13 protein-coding genes are annotated in these 14,651 nt (G+C 69.3%); 7 read left to right on the forward strand and 6 right to left on the reverse strand.

The genetic code is table 11. The annotated features are described in order from the left end of the window. The first annotated feature begins 31 nt into the window (after positions 1-31). Both AC5Y30_RS19680 and AC5Y30_RS19685 read left to right on the forward strand, forming a co-directional pair. Positions 32-1,828, forward strand: coding sequence for an acetyl/propionyl/methylcrotonyl-CoA carboxylase subunit alpha (locus AC5Y30_RS19680; RefSeq protein WP_499920392.1), 1,797 nt, complete (start codon positions 32-34; stop codon positions 1,826-1,828). Positions 1,829-2,010: 182 nt separating this feature from the next. Further along, a complete protein-coding gene (locus tag AC5Y30_RS19685; protein ID WP_499920393.1) occupies positions 2,011-2,439 on the forward strand; it encodes an STAS domain-containing protein in 429 nt (142 codons plus the stop codon). Here AC5Y30_RS19685 and AC5Y30_RS19690 read toward each other — a convergent pair. The 4 genes from AC5Y30_RS19690 to AC5Y30_RS19705 all read right to left on the reverse strand — a co-directional run bounded on the left by AC5Y30_RS19690 (position 2,410) and on the right by AC5Y30_RS19705 (position 4,803). Next, positions 2,410-3,198, reverse strand: a complete 789-nt coding sequence (locus tag AC5Y30_RS19690; protein WP_499920394.1) for an RNA polymerase sigma factor SigF — start codon at positions 3,196-3,198, stop codon at positions 2,410-2,412. The two genes, AC5Y30_RS19685 and AC5Y30_RS19690, sit on opposite strands and share 30 nt — an antisense overlap. Next, entirely contained in the window at positions 3,195-3,632 is a 438-nt protein-coding gene (locus AC5Y30_RS19695) for an ATP-binding protein (RefSeq protein ID WP_499920396.1), read from the reverse strand. The genes AC5Y30_RS19690 and AC5Y30_RS19695 overlap by 4 nt, the downstream gene beginning before the upstream one ends. A gap of 428 nt (positions 3,633-4,060) precedes the next feature. Further along, positions 4,061-4,372: a protein UsfY gene (usfY, locus tag AC5Y30_RS19700; RefSeq protein ID WP_499920399.1), complete on the reverse strand. Its 312-nt coding sequence runs from the start codon at positions 4,370-4,372 to the stop codon at positions 4,061-4,063. A gap of 47 nt (positions 4,373-4,419) precedes the next feature. Further along, positions 4,420-4,803 (reverse strand): hypothetical protein, encoded by a 384-nt coding sequence (locus AC5Y30_RS19705; protein ID WP_499920401.1) that lies wholly within the window; start codon positions 4,801-4,803, stop codon positions 4,420-4,422. 393 nt (positions 4,804-5,196) lie between these two features. Here AC5Y30_RS19705 and AC5Y30_RS19710 point away from each other — a divergent pair, with 393 nt between their 5' ends. From AC5Y30_RS19710 to nei2, 3 genes are read left to right on the forward strand one after another with little or no spacing between them, the layout of a single operon-like run. Next, positions 5,197-5,859: a TetR/AcrR family transcriptional regulator gene (locus AC5Y30_RS19710; protein WP_499920402.1), complete on the forward strand. Its 663-nt coding sequence runs from the start codon at positions 5,197-5,199 to the stop codon at positions 5,857-5,859. Between the two features lie 43 nt (positions 5,860-5,902). Next, positions 5,903-10,504: an ATP-dependent helicase gene (locus AC5Y30_RS19715; RefSeq protein ID WP_499920404.1), complete on the forward strand. Its 4,602-nt coding sequence runs from the start codon at positions 5,903-5,905 to the stop codon at positions 10,502-10,504. 1 nt (position 10,505) lies between these two features. Continuing rightward, entirely contained in the window at positions 10,506-11,261 is a 756-nt protein-coding gene (nei2, locus tag AC5Y30_RS19720; RefSeq protein ID WP_499920406.1) for an endonuclease VIII Nei2, read from the forward strand. A 14-nt stretch (positions 11,262-11,275) separates the two neighbouring features. On the opposite strand, the gene AC5Y30_RS19725 is transcribed toward nei2, so the two are convergent. Beyond that, entirely contained in the window at positions 11,276-12,193 is a 918-nt protein-coding gene (locus AC5Y30_RS19725; RefSeq protein ID WP_499920408.1) for an extracellular catalytic domain type 1 short-chain-length polyhydroxyalkanoate depolymerase, read from the reverse strand. 191 nt (positions 12,194-12,384) lie between these two features. Here AC5Y30_RS19725 and AC5Y30_RS19730 point away from each other — a divergent pair, with 191 nt between their 5' ends. Together AC5Y30_RS19730 and AC5Y30_RS19735 are read left to right on the forward strand one after the other, a co-directional pair. Further along, complete coding sequence (locus AC5Y30_RS19730; protein ID WP_499920410.1) at positions 12,385-12,750, forward strand: DUF732 domain-containing protein; 366 nt, start codon at positions 12,385-12,387, stop codon at positions 12,748-12,750. A gap of 147 nt (positions 12,751-12,897) precedes the next feature. Beyond that, positions 12,898-13,563: a DUF5994 family protein gene (locus AC5Y30_RS19735; RefSeq protein WP_499920412.1), complete on the forward strand. Its 666-nt coding sequence runs from the start codon at positions 12,898-12,900 to the stop codon at positions 13,561-13,563. On the opposite strand, the gene AC5Y30_RS19740 is transcribed toward AC5Y30_RS19735, so the two are convergent. Continuing rightward, on the reverse strand, positions 13,494-14,642 hold the full coding sequence (locus AC5Y30_RS19740; protein ID WP_499920415.1) for a PPE family protein: 1,149 nt from the start codon (positions 14,640-14,642) through the stop codon (positions 13,494-13,496). The two genes, AC5Y30_RS19735 and AC5Y30_RS19740, sit on opposite strands and share 70 nt — an antisense overlap. Positions 14,643-14,651 lie beyond the last annotated feature (9 nt).

Here is a 14,651-nt window from a genome sequence, read left to right on the forward strand (position 1 = left end):
GCGTCTGCGGTGATGCCGAACAGGAGGCGCTGTGGCCACTCACGCCAGCTCGAGGATCTCCAAGGTGCTCGTCGCCAACCGCGGCGAAATCGCAGTCCGGGTGATCCGGGCGGCCCGCGACGCGGGCCTGTCCAGCGTGGCGGTGTACGCCGAGCCCGACGCCGACGCGCCGCACGTGCGTCTGGCCGACGAGGCGTTCGCATTGGGCGGCCAAACGTCCGCGGAGTCCTACCTGGACTTCGGCAAACTCCTTGACGCGGCGGCCAAGTCGGGCGCCAACGCCATCCACCCCGGCTACGGCTTCCTGTCGGAGAACGCCGACTTCGCCCAGGCGGTCCTGGACGCGAACCTGATCTGGATCGGGCCCAGCCCGCAGTCCATCCGCGATCTCGGTGACAAGGTCACCGCCCGCCACATCGCCGCGCGCGCGCAGGCCCCGCTGGTGCCCGGAACCCCCGACCCGGTGAAGGACGCCGACGAGGTGGTGGCTTTCGCCCAGGAATACGGCGTGCCGGTCGCGATCAAGGCGGCGTTCGGCGGCGGCGGCAAGGGCATGAAAGTGGCCCGCACCATCGAGGAGATCCCCGAGCTGTTCGAGTCGGCCACCCGTGAGGCCGTCGCGGCGTTCGGCCGCGGCGAGTGCTTCGTCGAGCGCTACCTGGACAAGCCGCGCCACGTCGAGGCGCAGGTGATCGCCGACCAGCACGGCAACGTGATCGTCGCCGGCACCCGCGACTGCTCGCTGCAGCGCCGCTTCCAGAAGCTGGTGGAGGAGGCCCCCGCTCCGTTCCTGACCGACGCGCAGCGCAAGGAGATCCACGAGTCGGCGAAGCGGATCTGCAAGGAGGCGCACTACTACGGCGCCGGGACCGTCGAATACCTGGTGGGCCAGGACGGCCTGATCTCCTTCCTGGAAGTCAACACCCGTCTGCAGGTCGAGCACCCGGTCACCGAGGAGACCGCCGGCATCGACCTGGTGCTGCAGCAGTTCAAGATCGCCAACGGCGAGAAGCTGGACCTCACCGAGGACCCCACGCCGCGCGGGCACGCCATCGAGTTCCGGATCAACGGCGAGGACGCCGGACGCGGGTTCCTGCCCGCGCCCGGCCCGGTCACGCGCTACGACATCCCGACCGGCCCCGGCGTCCGCCTCGACTCGGGCGTCGAGGCGGGCTCGGTCATCGGCGGTCAATTCGACTCGATGCTGTCCAAGCTGATCGTGTACGGCGCCACCCGCGAGGAGGCGCTCGCGCGCTCGCGCCGGGCGCTGGACGAGTTCCACGTCGAAGGCTTGGCCACGGTCATCCCGTTCCACCGCGCCGTGGTGTCCGACCCGGCTTTCATCGGTGACGGTGACGGCTTCTCGGTGCACACCCGCTGGATCGAGACCGAGTGGAACAACACGATCGAACCGTTCACCGGCGGCGAGCCGCTGGACGACGAGGACGCCCGGCCGCGCCAGAAGGTGGTCGTGGAGGTCGGCGGCCGCCGGCTCGAGGTGTCGCTGCCCGGGGATCTGGCGCTGTCCAGCGGCGGCGCGGCGGACCCGGCCGGCGTCATCCGCAAGAAGCCCAAGGCGCGCAAGCGCGGGGGGCACGCGGGTGCTGCCGCCTCCGGTGACGCGGTGACCGCCCCCATGCAGGGCACCGTGGTCAAGGTCGCGGTCGAGGAAGGCCAGGAGGTTGCCGCGGGCGACCTGGTGGTGGTGCTCGAGGCGATGAAGATGGAGAACCCGGTCACCGCGCACAAGGACGGTGTGATCACCGGACTCGCGGTCGAGGCCGGCGCCGCCATCACGCAGGGCACGGTGCTCGCCGAAATCAAGTAGCGCTGGCTGAGAGTTTTCCCAGACAACGTTGTCGCCCCTCGCTGTCGCGAGTAGGGTTCGGACAAGGTTGAGTTCACAGCCGCCCGGGATACGTCGGTGACGTGGGGGTAGGCCGAATTCCCATCTTCTCCGAACTCTTTGCATGTGGCTGACGTATCGATAGCAGGATCTCCCTGAATGGGATGGAGTCAGCGATGTCTGTGGCGCAATCTTGGCAACAAAGCCGCACAGCACAATTCACCGCCCGCTGGGGCCCGGCGGGAGCCCTGATCACCGTGGACGGCGAGCTCGACGCGGCCAACGCCGATCAGCTCGTCGCGTACGTGCAGCAGGGCACCAGCCGCTGCCGGCGAGTTATCCTGGATCTGCGCGGCCTCAAATTCATTGGTACCGCGGGCTTTTCGGCCCTGCACCGGATCAATGTGGCATGTTCGGGCGCTCAGGTGTCCTGGGCCATGGCGCCCAGCCCGGCGGTAGCCAGGCTGCTGCGGGTGTGCGACCCCGACGCGACGCTGCCGGTGACGACACAGCAGGCCGAGCCGCTGCTGGAACCGCTGTGGGTCGAAGACCAGTCCCCGCCGCTACTGCAACTGGTCACGGAGCCGCGTTAGCGACTTCGCCAGCAGCCGCGACACGTGCATCTGTGAGATGCCGACCCGCTCGGCGATCTGTGTCTGCGTCATCGACTCGAAGAATCGCAGCACCAACACCGTCCGTTCCCGCTCGGGCAGCGCCTCGAGCAGCGGACGCAACGATTCCTGATCCTCGATCCGGTCCAGGCCGGTGTCGACGTCACCGAGGGTGTCCGCGATCGCGCGGGCTTCCTCTTCCTCGCCGCCGCCACCGCTGTCGATGGACAGGGTGTTGTAGGAGCTGCCCGCCACCAGCCCCTCGACCACCTCTTCACGGTCCATGTCCAGCTCCGCGGCGAGTTCGGTCGCGGTGGGCGCCCGGCCCAGCCGCTGCGACAGGTCGGCGGTGGCGGTGCCGAGCCGCAGGTGCAGTTCCTTCAGCCGCCGCGGGACTTTCACCGACCAGCTGTTGTCCCGGAAGTGGCGGCGGACCTCCCCCATGATCGTGGGCACCGCGAAGGAGACGAAGTCCGAGCCGGCGTCGACGTCGAATCGGACCACCGCGTTGACCAGCCCGACGCGCGCCACCTGAACCAGGTCGTCCCGCGGTTCGCCGCGGCCTTCGAAGCGGCGCGCGATGTGGTCGGCGAGCGGCAGGCAGCGCTCGACGATCTTGTCCCGTTGACGCTGAATTTCCATCGAGTCGGGCGCGACAGCGGCCAACTCACGGAACATGTCCGGAACATCGGCGTATTCGTTCGGACGAGAAACCGAACCGCCGGCAGCTCGCGCTGTCACCTGCTGGAGGCCGCCCGTCGCGCCGTCAGTGTGATGCCGAAAACACTGCCGGTTTCATCGGGTTCGCGGCCGTCGTGGAAAGTCTGGACGTCGTCGGCGAGCGACGTCAGCACGTGCCAACTGAAGCTTCCGGGCGCCACCACGTCGTGAGTGTCGCATGCCGCCGAAGCTTCCACTACCAATTGGTCGTCCTGGGGGTCGACCACGACGATCAGGGTCGCGTCGGGAGTGGCCGAACGAATCAACCGGGTGCACACTTCGTCGACCGCGAGCCGAAGGTCCGCCACCGCATCGAAATCCAGGTCCTCGAAGGTGCCGATGGCACCGACCAGGGTGCGCAGCATCGCCAGGTTCTCCAGTCGCGCAGCAACGTGAAGTTCGACGGCGCGATGGCCGCGCGGACGCTTGTTAGCGTGCAATCCAGCATCGTTCATATGGTCTCCCGGCAATGTTCGACTGACACTACTACTGCTCCGCAGTCCGCCATGGACCTCGGGTTCGAGCCGGTTAGTCATGATCGCCGCCGGGTATTCGGCCCGCCGTCGGCGGGCCTCACACGACCGACATCCGGTAGCGCCGGCACCGGCGCTGTTCGGTGATCGCCGGGGCCACGCAGGTCATATCGGTGGTCGTCGCAGTAGGCATACATATCTTCGGTGTGTTCGTGATTCCGAACCCCATGATGGGGTGACCACGCAACCGTTCCGGCACTCATCATGGTGCACACCTGATACCCACAAGTTCACGCCCGTAACCCCGCAATCATCTTTGATGCGGAATATCACACCGGTGGTGTCGAGGCAGGTCACGCGAAGAAAACGCGCGACCGCCGGGACGCGTGTCAATTAGCCGGCGGCCCGCCCTAGCTGGCCGGCCGTTGGCGGTACACGTCCGGATGTTCGGTGTACCAGCGATCGCAGATCCGGCGAATCCTGCGGTGCTCCACCGCCAGCCAGGCCAGCCCCAGCACCGCGGCGATCAACCCGACGATTCCCGCCGTCATGCCCTCGTGGTGATGTCCGCTGGCGAAGGCCGCAAGGCTGCCGCAGGTCCCGATCACGCCCGCGACGACCAAGAGGTATCCGGGCCAGTGCAGGACGTCGATCAGCGACTCGCCGGCGAGCGGCCGCGTTGTCCTCAGATGGTCGACGGGGTCGTGGTAGGTGTCTCCCATAGCTGCTCCTCACCGCACCTTCAACGGTAGAACGCGGGAGGACAAACCTAAAGGGCCAGTACCGGACCGGCGATCGGCGCGACGCCCATCGCGACCATCAGCGCCATTGCCGTGAGCAGGAACCAGCCCGCGCCGTGCCACCCCCACCAGGTCCCCCGGGCCTTCCACACCAGATAGGTGCGCACGAAAGCCCAGATCCCGGCGCCGAGCGCGATCAGCGGGCCCCCGAACGCCAGCAGGGTGCGCTGCGGTGGGCCACACGCCACCATGTCCACGCCCACCCCCGGGCAGGTACTGACCCATACCGCGGCGATCAACAGGAAACCGACGGCGGCCAACGTGGACAGGACGGCGAAACGGATCGCGGCGTTCACCTCGCCGTCCTCCTGGCCCAAGCGGTCACCGCCCGATCGCGCGTCCGCTTTCTGCATCGTTGTTCACCTCCCCTTGGAAACCCCGCGCTGAGTTCATCGCTCGCTACGTCGCATTAGTTACAGGGCGGCAGTGCCTGCGCTGGTAGCTGCGGAATGCGCACGAATTCACATACCCCGTGGCAAACCCCGGTAAACGGCGTCGATGTGAGGCCCAGCGCCAGGTCATCGGCGGGGCACGAAGGTGCGCGGCGCGGGCATCCGCTTTCGTCCGCCGTCTTCTCACCCCCACCCGCGGCGGGCGCGAATCCGGAGTGGACTCGCCGAAGGCCTACCCGCGCCAAAGTGCCGATACCGTCAATTATTCCGGCGATTTATCGCCGGTCCGCGCTGTGGAGTTCGGATGATTCCAATGTGGCTAGGGGCTTATGTCCCATGGGTACTATCTGACACATGCCAACCGCCCGCAGGCGCTTATCCCCCGAGGATCGACGCGCTGAGCTGCTCGCCTTAGGAGCAGAGGTCTTCGGGAAGCGACCCTACGACGAGGTCCGGATCGATGAGATCGCGGAACGTGCCGGAGTGTCTCGGGCCCTGATGTACCACTATTTCCCCGACAAGCGCGCGTTCTTCGCTGCGGTCGTCAAGGACGAGGCCGACCGCCTGTACGAGAACACCAACATGGACGACGCGACCGGTCTGACCATGTACGAGGAGATCCGGGTCGGCGTGCTGGCCTACATGGCTTACCACGAGCAGAACCCGGAGGCCGCGTGGGCCGCGTACGTCGGCCTGGGCCGGTCCGACCCGGTCCTGTTGGGCGTCGAGGACGACGCCAAGAACCGCCAGATGGAACACATCATGTCGCGGATCAACCGGTTGCTCGGTGAGGTCAACGCCGCCAGCATGGCGCCCGACGTCGAGCGGCACCTGCGGGTGATCCTGAACGGCTGGCTTGCCCTGACCTTCGAGATCTGCCGGCAGCGGATCATCGACCCCTCCACCGACGCCGAGAAGCTCGCCGACGCGTGCGCGCACGCGCTCCTGGACGCGATCGCGCGGGTTCCCGAGATCCCGGAGGCACTCGGCGAGGCGATGTCCAACTCGCGGCTGTGAGCGGCGCGGCCATCGTGTCGGTGGCCGTTGGCACGATGGATAGATGAGCACGCGCGCTGATTCCGGGCCGTCCGGGCGCCCCGACCCGTTGGGCCGCTTCAGCGCGATCACCCGCGAGTGGTTCACCAGCACCTTCGACGCACCGACCACCGCGCAGTCCGAGGCTTGGAACGCCATCGCCGACGGCAACAACACCCTGGTGATCGCGCCCACCGGCTCGGGCAAGACGCTGGCGGCGTTCCTCTGGGCGCTGGACAGCCTCGCCGGCGCGGCCGAGCGCCCGCCCGGCACCCGCGTGCTCTATGTGTCACCGCTCAAGGCGCTGGCGGTCGATGTCGAGCGCAACCTGCGCACTCCGCTGGCCGGGCTCACCCGCATCGCCGAACGTCAGGGTCTGCCGCCACCCGAAATCAGCGTCGGCGTCCGTTCCGGGGACACCCCGCCCGCCGCCCGTCGCCAACTGATCAACCAACCCCCCGACGTGCTGATCACCACCCCCGAGTCGCTGTTTCTCATGCTCACCTCGGCCGCCCGGGAAACGCTGGCCGGCGTGCAGACGGTGATCGTCGACGAGATCCACGCCATCGCCGCCGGAAAGCGCGGCGCGCACCTGGCCGTGTCGCTGGAGCGCCTCGACGCGCTGCAGCAGGACAAATCCGCGCAGCGCATCGGATTGTCGGCGACGGTTCGTCCGCCCGAGGAACTCGCCCGGTTCCTGTCCGGGCAGGCGCCGACGACCATCGTGGCCCCGCCGTCGACCAAGACGGTCGAGCTCACCGTGCAGGTTCCGGTGCCCGACATGGCCAACCTGGCCAACAACACGATCTGGCCCGACGTGGAGAACCGCCTGGTCGACCTGATCGAATCGCACAATTCGACGATCGTCTTCGCCAACTCGCGGCGGCTGGCCGAGCGACTCACCGCCCGCCTCAACGAGATTCACGCGGAACGCAGCGGCGTTGGACTGTCTACGGACGCCAATCCGAAGGTGGCCGGCGGCGCTCCCGCGCACATCATGGGCAGCGGACAGACCTACGGCGCCGACCCGATACTGGCCCGCGCCCATCACGGCTCGGTGAGCAAGGAGCAGCGTGCCCTGGTCGAAGAGGACCTCAAGCGCGGGCTGCTCAAGGCGGTGGTGGCCACCTCGAGCCTGGAGTTGGGCATCGACATGGGCGCCGTCGACCTGGTGATCCAGGTGGAGGCGCCACCCTCGGTGGCCAGCGGCCTGCAACGCATCGGCCGCGCCGGCCACCAGGTCGGCGAGGTCTCGCAGGGAGTGCTGTTCCCCAAGCACCGCACCGACCTGATCGGCTGCGCGGTCACGGTGCAGCGCATGCTCACCGGCCAGATCGAAACCATGCGGGTGCCCGCCAATCCGCTCGACATCCTGGCGCAGCAGACGGTGGCGGCGGCCGCACTGGAACCGTTGGACGCCGACCGCTGGTTCGACACGGTCCGGCGGGCCGCGCCGTTCGCGACGCTGCCGCGCAGCGTGTACGAGGCGACCCTGGACCTGCTGAGCGGAAAGTACCCGTCCACCGAATTCGCCGAGCTGCGACCGCGATTGGTGTACGACCGCGACACCGGCACCCTGAGCGCCCGCCCCGGTGCGCAGCGCCTGGCCGTGACGTCCGGCGGCGCCATCCCCGATCGGGGACTGTTCACCGTCTACCTTGCCTCCGAGGCCGAAAAGCCTTCGCGGGTAGGCGAACTCGAAGAGGAAATGGTCTACGAGTCGCGTCCCGGCGATGTCATCTCGTTGGGCGCCACGAGCTGGCGTATCACCGAGATCACCCACGACCGGGTGCTGGTGATCCCCGCACCCGGCCAGCCGGCCCGGTTGCCGTTCTGGCGCGGCGACGGCCTGGGCCGCCCGGCCGAGCTGGGCGCCGCGCTCGGCGCGTTCACCGGCGAGCTGGCCGGCCTGAAGCGAGAGGCATTCGAAACGCGTTGTAAATCACTGGGTTTCGACGCATACGCCATCGACAACCTGTGGGGCCTGCTCGACGAGCAGCGCAGCGCCGCCGGGGTGGTGCCGACCGACACCACCTTGCTGGTCGAGCGGTTCCGCGACGAGCTGGGCGACTGGCGGGTGATCCTGCACTCGCCGTACGGCCTTCCGGTGAACGGACCACTGGCGCTGGCGGTGGCCCGCCGGCTGCGCGAACGCTACGGCATCGACGAGAAACCCACCGCCTCCGACGACGGCGTCGTCGTGCGCCTGCCGGACATGTTGTCCGATGCCGGGGAAACCCCGCCCGGCGCCGACCTTTTCGTGTTCGACGCCGAGGAGATCGACCCGATCGTCACCGCCGAGGTGGGCGGCTCGGCGCTGTTCGCCTCGCGGTTTCGTGAGTGCGCGGCCCGGGCCCTGCTCTTGCCACGCCGGCATCCCGGGCGGCGCTCGCCGCTGTGGCAGCAGCGCCAGCGCGCCGCCCAGTTACTGGAAGTGGCCCGCAAATACCCCGACTTCCCGGTGGTACTGGAGACCATCCGCGAATGCCTGCAGGACGTCTACGACGTTCCGGCCCTGACGCGGCTGATGTCCGGTATCGCGCAGCGGCGGGTGCGGGTGCTCGAGGTCGAGACGCAGCGGCCGTCGCCGTTCGCGGCGTCGCTGCTGTTCGGGTACGTCGGCGCGTTCATGTACGAGGGCGACAGCCCGCTGGCCGAGCGCCGGGCCGCCGCGCTCTCGCTGGACAGCACGCTGCTGGCCGAGCTGCTGGGCCGGGTGGAGCTGCGCGACCTGCTCGATCCCGAGATCATCGCCGCCACCGGCCGCCAGCTTCAGCACCTAGCGCCCGACCGGGCCGCCCGCGACGCCGAGGGCGTCGCGGACCTGCTGCGGCTGCTGGGTCCGCTGACCGAGGACGAGGTGGCCGCCCGCGCCGGCGGCGCCGACGTGGGTGGCTGGCTGGAGGGGCTGCGCGCGGCGCGCCGCGCGCTCACCGTGTCGTTCGCCGGCCGCGGCTGGTGGGTGGCCATCGAGGACATCGGCCGGCTGCGCGACGGCATCGGCATCGCGGTACCCCTCGGCGTGCCGGCCGCTTTCACCGCGGAGGTCGCCGACCCGCTGGGCGAATTGCTCGGCCGCTACGCGCGCACCCACACCCCGTTCACCACGGCGCAGGCCGCCGCCCGGTTCGGGCTGGGGTTGCGAGTGACCGCCGACATCCTCGGCCGGCTGGCCAGTGACGGCCGACTGGTGCGCGGCGACTTCGTCGCCGCGGACGGGGCGCCCGTGGCCGGGGGCGAGCAGTGGTGCGACGCCGACGTGTTGCGCATCCTGCGGCGGCGGTCGCTGGCGGCGCTGCGGGCCCAGGTCGAGCCGGTCAGCACCGCCGCCTACGGCCGGTTCCTGCCGGCCTGGCATCGCGTGGGCTCGGCCGAATCATCGCGCTCCCCAGGCCATTCCGGGCTGGACGGGCTGATGTCGGTGATCGATCAGCTGGCCGGCGTACGGATGCCGGCCTCGGCGATCGAGCCGCTGGTGCTGGCCCCCCGGGTCCGCGACTACTCCCCCGCGCTGCTCGACGAGCTGCTGGCCACGGGCGAAGTCACCTGGTCGGGGGCCGGCTCGATTTCCAGCGGCGACGGCTGGATCGCGTTGCACCCCAGCGAATCCGCGCCGCTGACGCTGCCCGGGCCCGCCGACATCGAATTGGGCGACGCCCACCGCGCCGTCCTGGACACGCTCGCACCGGGTGGTGCCTACTTCTTCCGGCAGCTCACGCACGGCGGATTCGGCGAGTCCGAGCTCAAAGCCGCGCTGTGGGAACTGATCTGGGCCGGCTGGATCACCGGCGACACGTTCGCCCCGGTGCGTGCCCTGCTCGGTGGCGCCGGGACCCGCAAGCGCTCGGCCCCCGCGCATCGCTCGCATCGCCCGCCGCGGCTCAGCCGATACAGCGTCGCGCACCCGCATTCCCGGCCCGCCGACCCGACCGTGGCGGGCCGCTGGTCGATCTTGCCGGCCCCGGAGCCGGACTCCACGCTGCGCGCCCACTATCAAGCCGAACTGCTGCTGGGCCGCCACGGCGTGCTGACCCGGGGCGCGGTGACAACCGAGGGAGTGCCCGGCGGATTCGCCACCCTGTACAAGGTGCTGAGCACGTTCGAGGATGCCGGGCGGTGCCAGCGTGGCTACTTCATCGAGTCGCTGGGTGGGGCGCAGTTCGCGGTCGCGTCGACCGTCGACCGGCTGCGCGCCTATTCCGACGGGGTCGATCCGGAACGGCCCGAGTACCGCGCGGTCGCGCTGGCCGCCGCGGATCCGGCCAACCCCTACGGAGCGGCGCTGCCCTGGCCGGCCGCCCGCGGTGAGGGCACGGAGTCCGGGGGGCCGGGGGCACGCCCGGGCCGCAAGGCCGGTGCGCTGGTGGTGCTGGTCGACGGCGAGCTGGCCTGGTTCCTCGAGCGCGGCGGGCGGTCGCTGCTCACTTTCACCGGCGACCCCGCCGCCCATCTCGCCGCGGCGACGGCGCTGGCCGATTTGGTCTCGTCCCGGCGCGTCGCGTCGATCCTGGTCGAACGCGTCGACGGAGTGACGGCCCTGCAGCCCCGCGCGGACGGGGCCGGCCCAGTCGATGCGCTCTCCGACGCCGGCTTCGCCCGGACTCCGCGCGGGATGCGGCTGCGCTGAGATGCCCGAAGGCGACACCGTCTGGCACACCGCCGCCGTGCTGCGCGAGCGACTGGTCGGCGGCACCCTGACCCGTTGCGACGTCCGGGTGCCGCGGTTCGCCACCGTCGACCTCACCGGACGGGTGGTCGACGAGGTGCTCAGCCGCGGGAAGCACTTGTTCATCCGGGTGGGGGACGCCAGCATTCACTCGCATCTGAAAATGGACGGCAGCTGGCGGGTCGGCAACCGCTCGGTGCGGGTCGACCACCGCGCGCGCATCGTCTTGGAGACCGACAGCGTCCGCGCGGTCGGCGTCGACTTGGGCGTGCTGGAGATCCTGGAGCGCGAGCGGGACGGCGACGCGGTCGCGCATCTGGGACCGGATCTGCTGGGCGAGGATTGGGATGCCGCGCTCGCCGCCGCCAACCTGACCGCCGACCCGGACCGGCCGATCGCCGAGGCCCTGCTGGACCAGCGCCTGCTGGCCGGGGTCGGCAACGTCTACTGCAACGAATTGTGTTTCCTTGTCGGGCATCTGCCCACCGCGGCCGTGCGCGACCTCGCCGACCCGCATCGGCTGGTCTCGCGAGCACGAGACATGTTGTGGCTCAACCGCTTTCGTTGGAACCGGTGCACCACCGGCGACACCCGGGCCGGACGTCAGTTGTGGGTATACGGGCGATCCGGGCAGCCGTGCCGTCGCTGCGGCACCCCGATCAGATTCGACGACTCCGGGGATCGGGTGACGTACTGGTGCCCGTCCTGCCAGCGCTGACGCTGCTTTTGGGCCTAGTCGCGGGCGTGGGCGAGGAAGAACTGGGCGATGGCCTCGGACCCGTCGAGCGCGCGGGTGGTGGGACCGATGACGGCCGCGGGCAGATATTGCTTGCCGCCCGGCCAGGTGTGCCCGCCGCTGTCGATCTTGTAGAACACCACCTCGGTGTTGTCCGCGCATCGCATCGACCGGTAGCGGTGCACCACCGTGCCGTCGCGGACGTCGGGCAGCGCCTCCATCGCCGGCTGCGACTGGCAGCCATCGATCGAGCGCCACTTGTCCACCATGGCGTCCGCCGAGACGGAGTGACTGACGCCGCCGCGGCCGCGCACCGTCCCACCCTTGAAGGGCACCAACGGGTCAGCGGTCCCGTGGGCTTCCCAGACCGACACGGGTCGCGACGGGTTGCAGGCCACCCCCACGCCCAGCGTCCCGGCCACCGGCGCGACCGCGGCGAAGACGTCGGCGCGGTCGCACGCCAGCCGGTTGCTCATGAAGCCGCCGTTGGACATCCCGGTGACGAAAACGTGCCCGGGAGCAACGCCGTAGTCGCTCTGCAGCTTGCTCACCAGCCCGACCAGAAAGGTCACGTCATTGATGTGGCGGCGATCGGCGGGCGAGGCGCCACGCCCGTCGGCCCAGCTCTTGTCGTAACCGTCGGGGTAGACAACCAACAAGTTGTGAGCGTCGGCAACGGTGTTGAAGCCCGTCAGGCCCCGCTGCGAGAACCCGGTACCGCCGCCCCCGTGCAAACTCAGCACCAGCCCGACGGGTTCGCCCGCCGGCACGTGCAACATGTAGGTTCGGTCCATGCCGCCGGATCGAAAGGTGCCGGAGATGTCTCGAGCGCTAGCGGCCGACACATCCCGCACACCGCAGCCGACCACGCATATCGCCACCACCCCGAGCCACAACCACCGCACGTACGCCATGTCGTCAGATCACCGGCGACGCGTCGCCGAAGGCTCGCCGGTAACGCGCGTGCGACCGCGGAGCAAACACTTGTGTGGCACACACCGCATTATCGGCGATACAGCACCGGGTGGCGCCGCGAGATGCAAGCATGCGCACTAGCCCCACCTTCAGCAAGCACCGGCAGTTCTGTTCCACGGGAGTATCAGAAATGACGACTACCCAGATGCGCAAGCCCGTCCGACCGCTGTCGCTACTGGCGATCGGCGTGCTGCCGGTGGCCGGGCTGCTCGGCGCGCTGGTGGCATCCGTTGCCGCGCACGCCACATCCGCCGATGACGCGTTCCTGGCCGCGCTGAAAGCCAAGGGCATCAACTACGAGTCACCCGACGCCGCGGTCAACTCCGGGCACACCGTCTGCCACGAACTCGACATGGGCCAGTCGCCGGAGCAGGTCGCCAACAGCGTGCTCTCCAGCAGCAGCCTGGACAGCTATCACGCCGGCTATTTCGTCGGGGTCAGCATCAAGGCGTACTGCCCGAAGTACGCGGAAGCTGCGACATCGTCGGGATCCTGAAACGCGGCCCAAAGCGGTTGCGGAAACTCGTTGTTCACGATCGGTAAACCCGACAGCCACTCGCTAGCGCCGCGGTCGCCGACTACCCGTGCTGGTCTTGACGTATCCGGGCCGTCGGGCCCGGAGTTCTGCGAGCAGGTGGGTGTCATGGAGCAATCAAACCGGTTGCGGCTCAAGTCATATCGAGCCGTTTCCGAGCACGTCGACGGCGCCTGGTGGCCGCGCTCGACGAACCTGTCCGGCGAGCTGCCGAGCCTGGTGGCGTCATTGCGCGGCCGGCTCGGACAGATCGTCATGGGGGGCTACCGCCGCAACGGCTGGCAAAACACACCCGCGGTGGCTGAAATCGACGGGCACACAATCGAATTGCTGGGCTTCGTCAGCGACGAGGAGGCCAGCGTCATCGTGCTGGGCGGCAACGGCCGCCACCTCACCCTGCATGTCATCCGGCCGGACACCGATGAGGACGCCGCACGCCGGGCACTCGATGCGGTGCGAGCACCCACCGCTGCCGGCGCCGAACTCCCCCCGGCCGCCCGGGCCACGGTTGGGCGATCGGTGGCGGACGTCGCCGACAAGCTAGCCCGTCGCGAAGGGCTCGGTGACGAAAGGCGGAACGCTCAGATCAGGCGCTGGTGCGAAGAGACGGCGCAACGATTCGTCGACGCACCGGTGCAGACCTTCGTCCCCATCCTGGTCGAACACATCGTCCGCAACCGCATGACGCAGTCGCGCAAGCAGCGCTATCCAGCCGACGGCGGTCGGTGCATCACGGTGCCCGGCAGCTCCGCGCCGTATTCAATATCGTCGTAGTCGCGTCCCTTGCGCCGCCGACCGTTCGCCGAGCCACGCGTCGGGCGCATCGGGACCATCGGGAGCATGGGTGTCTGGCCGGCCGCGGGCGGCAGCGCCGAGACCGCCGACGCCAGCTGCACCGGCGCCGAAGACCCCAGCATGCCCACCGTCGCGGGCGGAAAAGTCAGGTTGCCGAGCGAGATACCGACACCCAGCGTCGCCTGGGGCGCCAACGACGATCCCACCGCGCCGACCAGGCTCGCGTCCGCCGCCGACAGGTCGGCCGCGGCTTCGGACAGGCCGCCGAAGATGTCGGTGGCCACGCCGCCCTGCAGGGCCTGGGCGCCGCTGACCTGGGCGAAATAGCTGAGCATGTTGACCGGGAATCCGCTGGCGATGAACTGCCATCCCCAGATGCTGAAGTATCTGAACCAGCCCGAGTCGGGGTCCAGTCCGACGGCGCTGGAAGCGGCGAGGTTCTGGCTTGTCCCCGAGAGCGCGGCCGCGGTCTGTGTCCCCACATCGGCGGTGTTCGTGGCGGGCACCATGGCGGCTTGCGTCGTCACGCCCGACGGATTGGCAACCGGGGGAGGCGGCTCGAAGGCGGGCGGTCGGACGGCGCTCGCCGAAGTCGCGTCGTAGCGGACCAATGCCGCCGAGTTGTTCACCCACATGGCGTGGTACTCGGCCTCGGTCTCCGCGATGGCCGGGTAGTTGATCCCGAAGAAGTTGGTGGCCAACAACATCGCCAACCGCGCGCGGTTGGCGGCGACCAGCGAGGGATGCACCACGGTCCAGTGCGTCAGCTCGAACGCCGCCGTCATGACTTCCGCCGACGTGGCGATCTCCTGACACTGCTGGGCGGTGGCGCGCAACCAGGCGAGGTAGGGCTCGAAGGCTTGGGCCATCGCCCGCGACGACGGGCCATGGTACGTCGTAGACAGCCACGCCAGCTCCGCGCTGTAGCCGGCGGCCGATTGCTCGAGCTCCGCGCTGAGCTCCTGCCAGGCGCCGGCGGCCGCGATCCATGACCAAGCGCCGGGCCCAGAGTGGATCAGCGCCGAAGTGACCTCCGGCGGCAGTATCCCGAAATCCATGAATTTTTA

This window comes from Mycobacterium sp. NGS27, from assembly GCF_059813005.1.

Coding starts and splice junctions, on each gene's coding strand:
- AC5Y30_RS19685 (WP_499920393.1), top strand. CDS start 2,011: ATGGAGTCAGCGATGTCTGTGGCGCAATCTTGGCAACAAAGCCGCACA.
- AC5Y30_RS19695 (WP_499920396.1), bottom strand. CDS start 3,632: ATGAACGATGCTGGATTGCACGCTAACAAGCGTCCGCGCGGCCATCGC.
- usfY (WP_499920399.1), bottom strand. CDS start 4,372: ATGGGAGACACCTACCACGACCCCGTCGACCATCTGAGGACAACGCGG.
- AC5Y30_RS19705 (WP_499920401.1), bottom strand. CDS start 4,803: ATGCAGAAAGCGGACGCGCGATCGGGCGGTGACCGCTTGGGCCAGGAG.
- AC5Y30_RS19710 (WP_499920402.1), top strand. CDS start 5,197: ATGCCAACCGCCCGCAGGCGCTTATCCCCCGAGGATCGACGCGCTGAG.
- AC5Y30_RS19715 (WP_499920404.1), top strand. CDS start 5,903: ATGAGCACGCGCGCTGATTCCGGGCCGTCCGGGCGCCCCGACCCGTTG.
- nei2 (WP_499920406.1), top strand. CDS start 10,506: ATGCCCGAAGGCGACACCGTCTGGCACACCGCCGCCGTGCTGCGCGAG.
- AC5Y30_RS19725 (WP_499920408.1), bottom strand. CDS start 12,193: ATGGCGTACGTGCGGTGGTTGTGGCTCGGGGTGGTGGCGATATGCGTG.
- AC5Y30_RS19730 (WP_499920410.1), top strand. CDS start 12,385: ATGACGACTACCCAGATGCGCAAGCCCGTCCGACCGCTGTCGCTACTG.
- AC5Y30_RS19735 (WP_499920412.1), top strand. CDS start 12,898: ATGGAGCAATCAAACCGGTTGCGGCTCAAGTCATATCGAGCCGTTTCC.
- AC5Y30_RS19740 (WP_499920415.1), bottom strand. CDS start 14,642: ATGGATTTCGGGATACTGCCGCCGGAGGTCACTTCGGCGCTGATCCAC.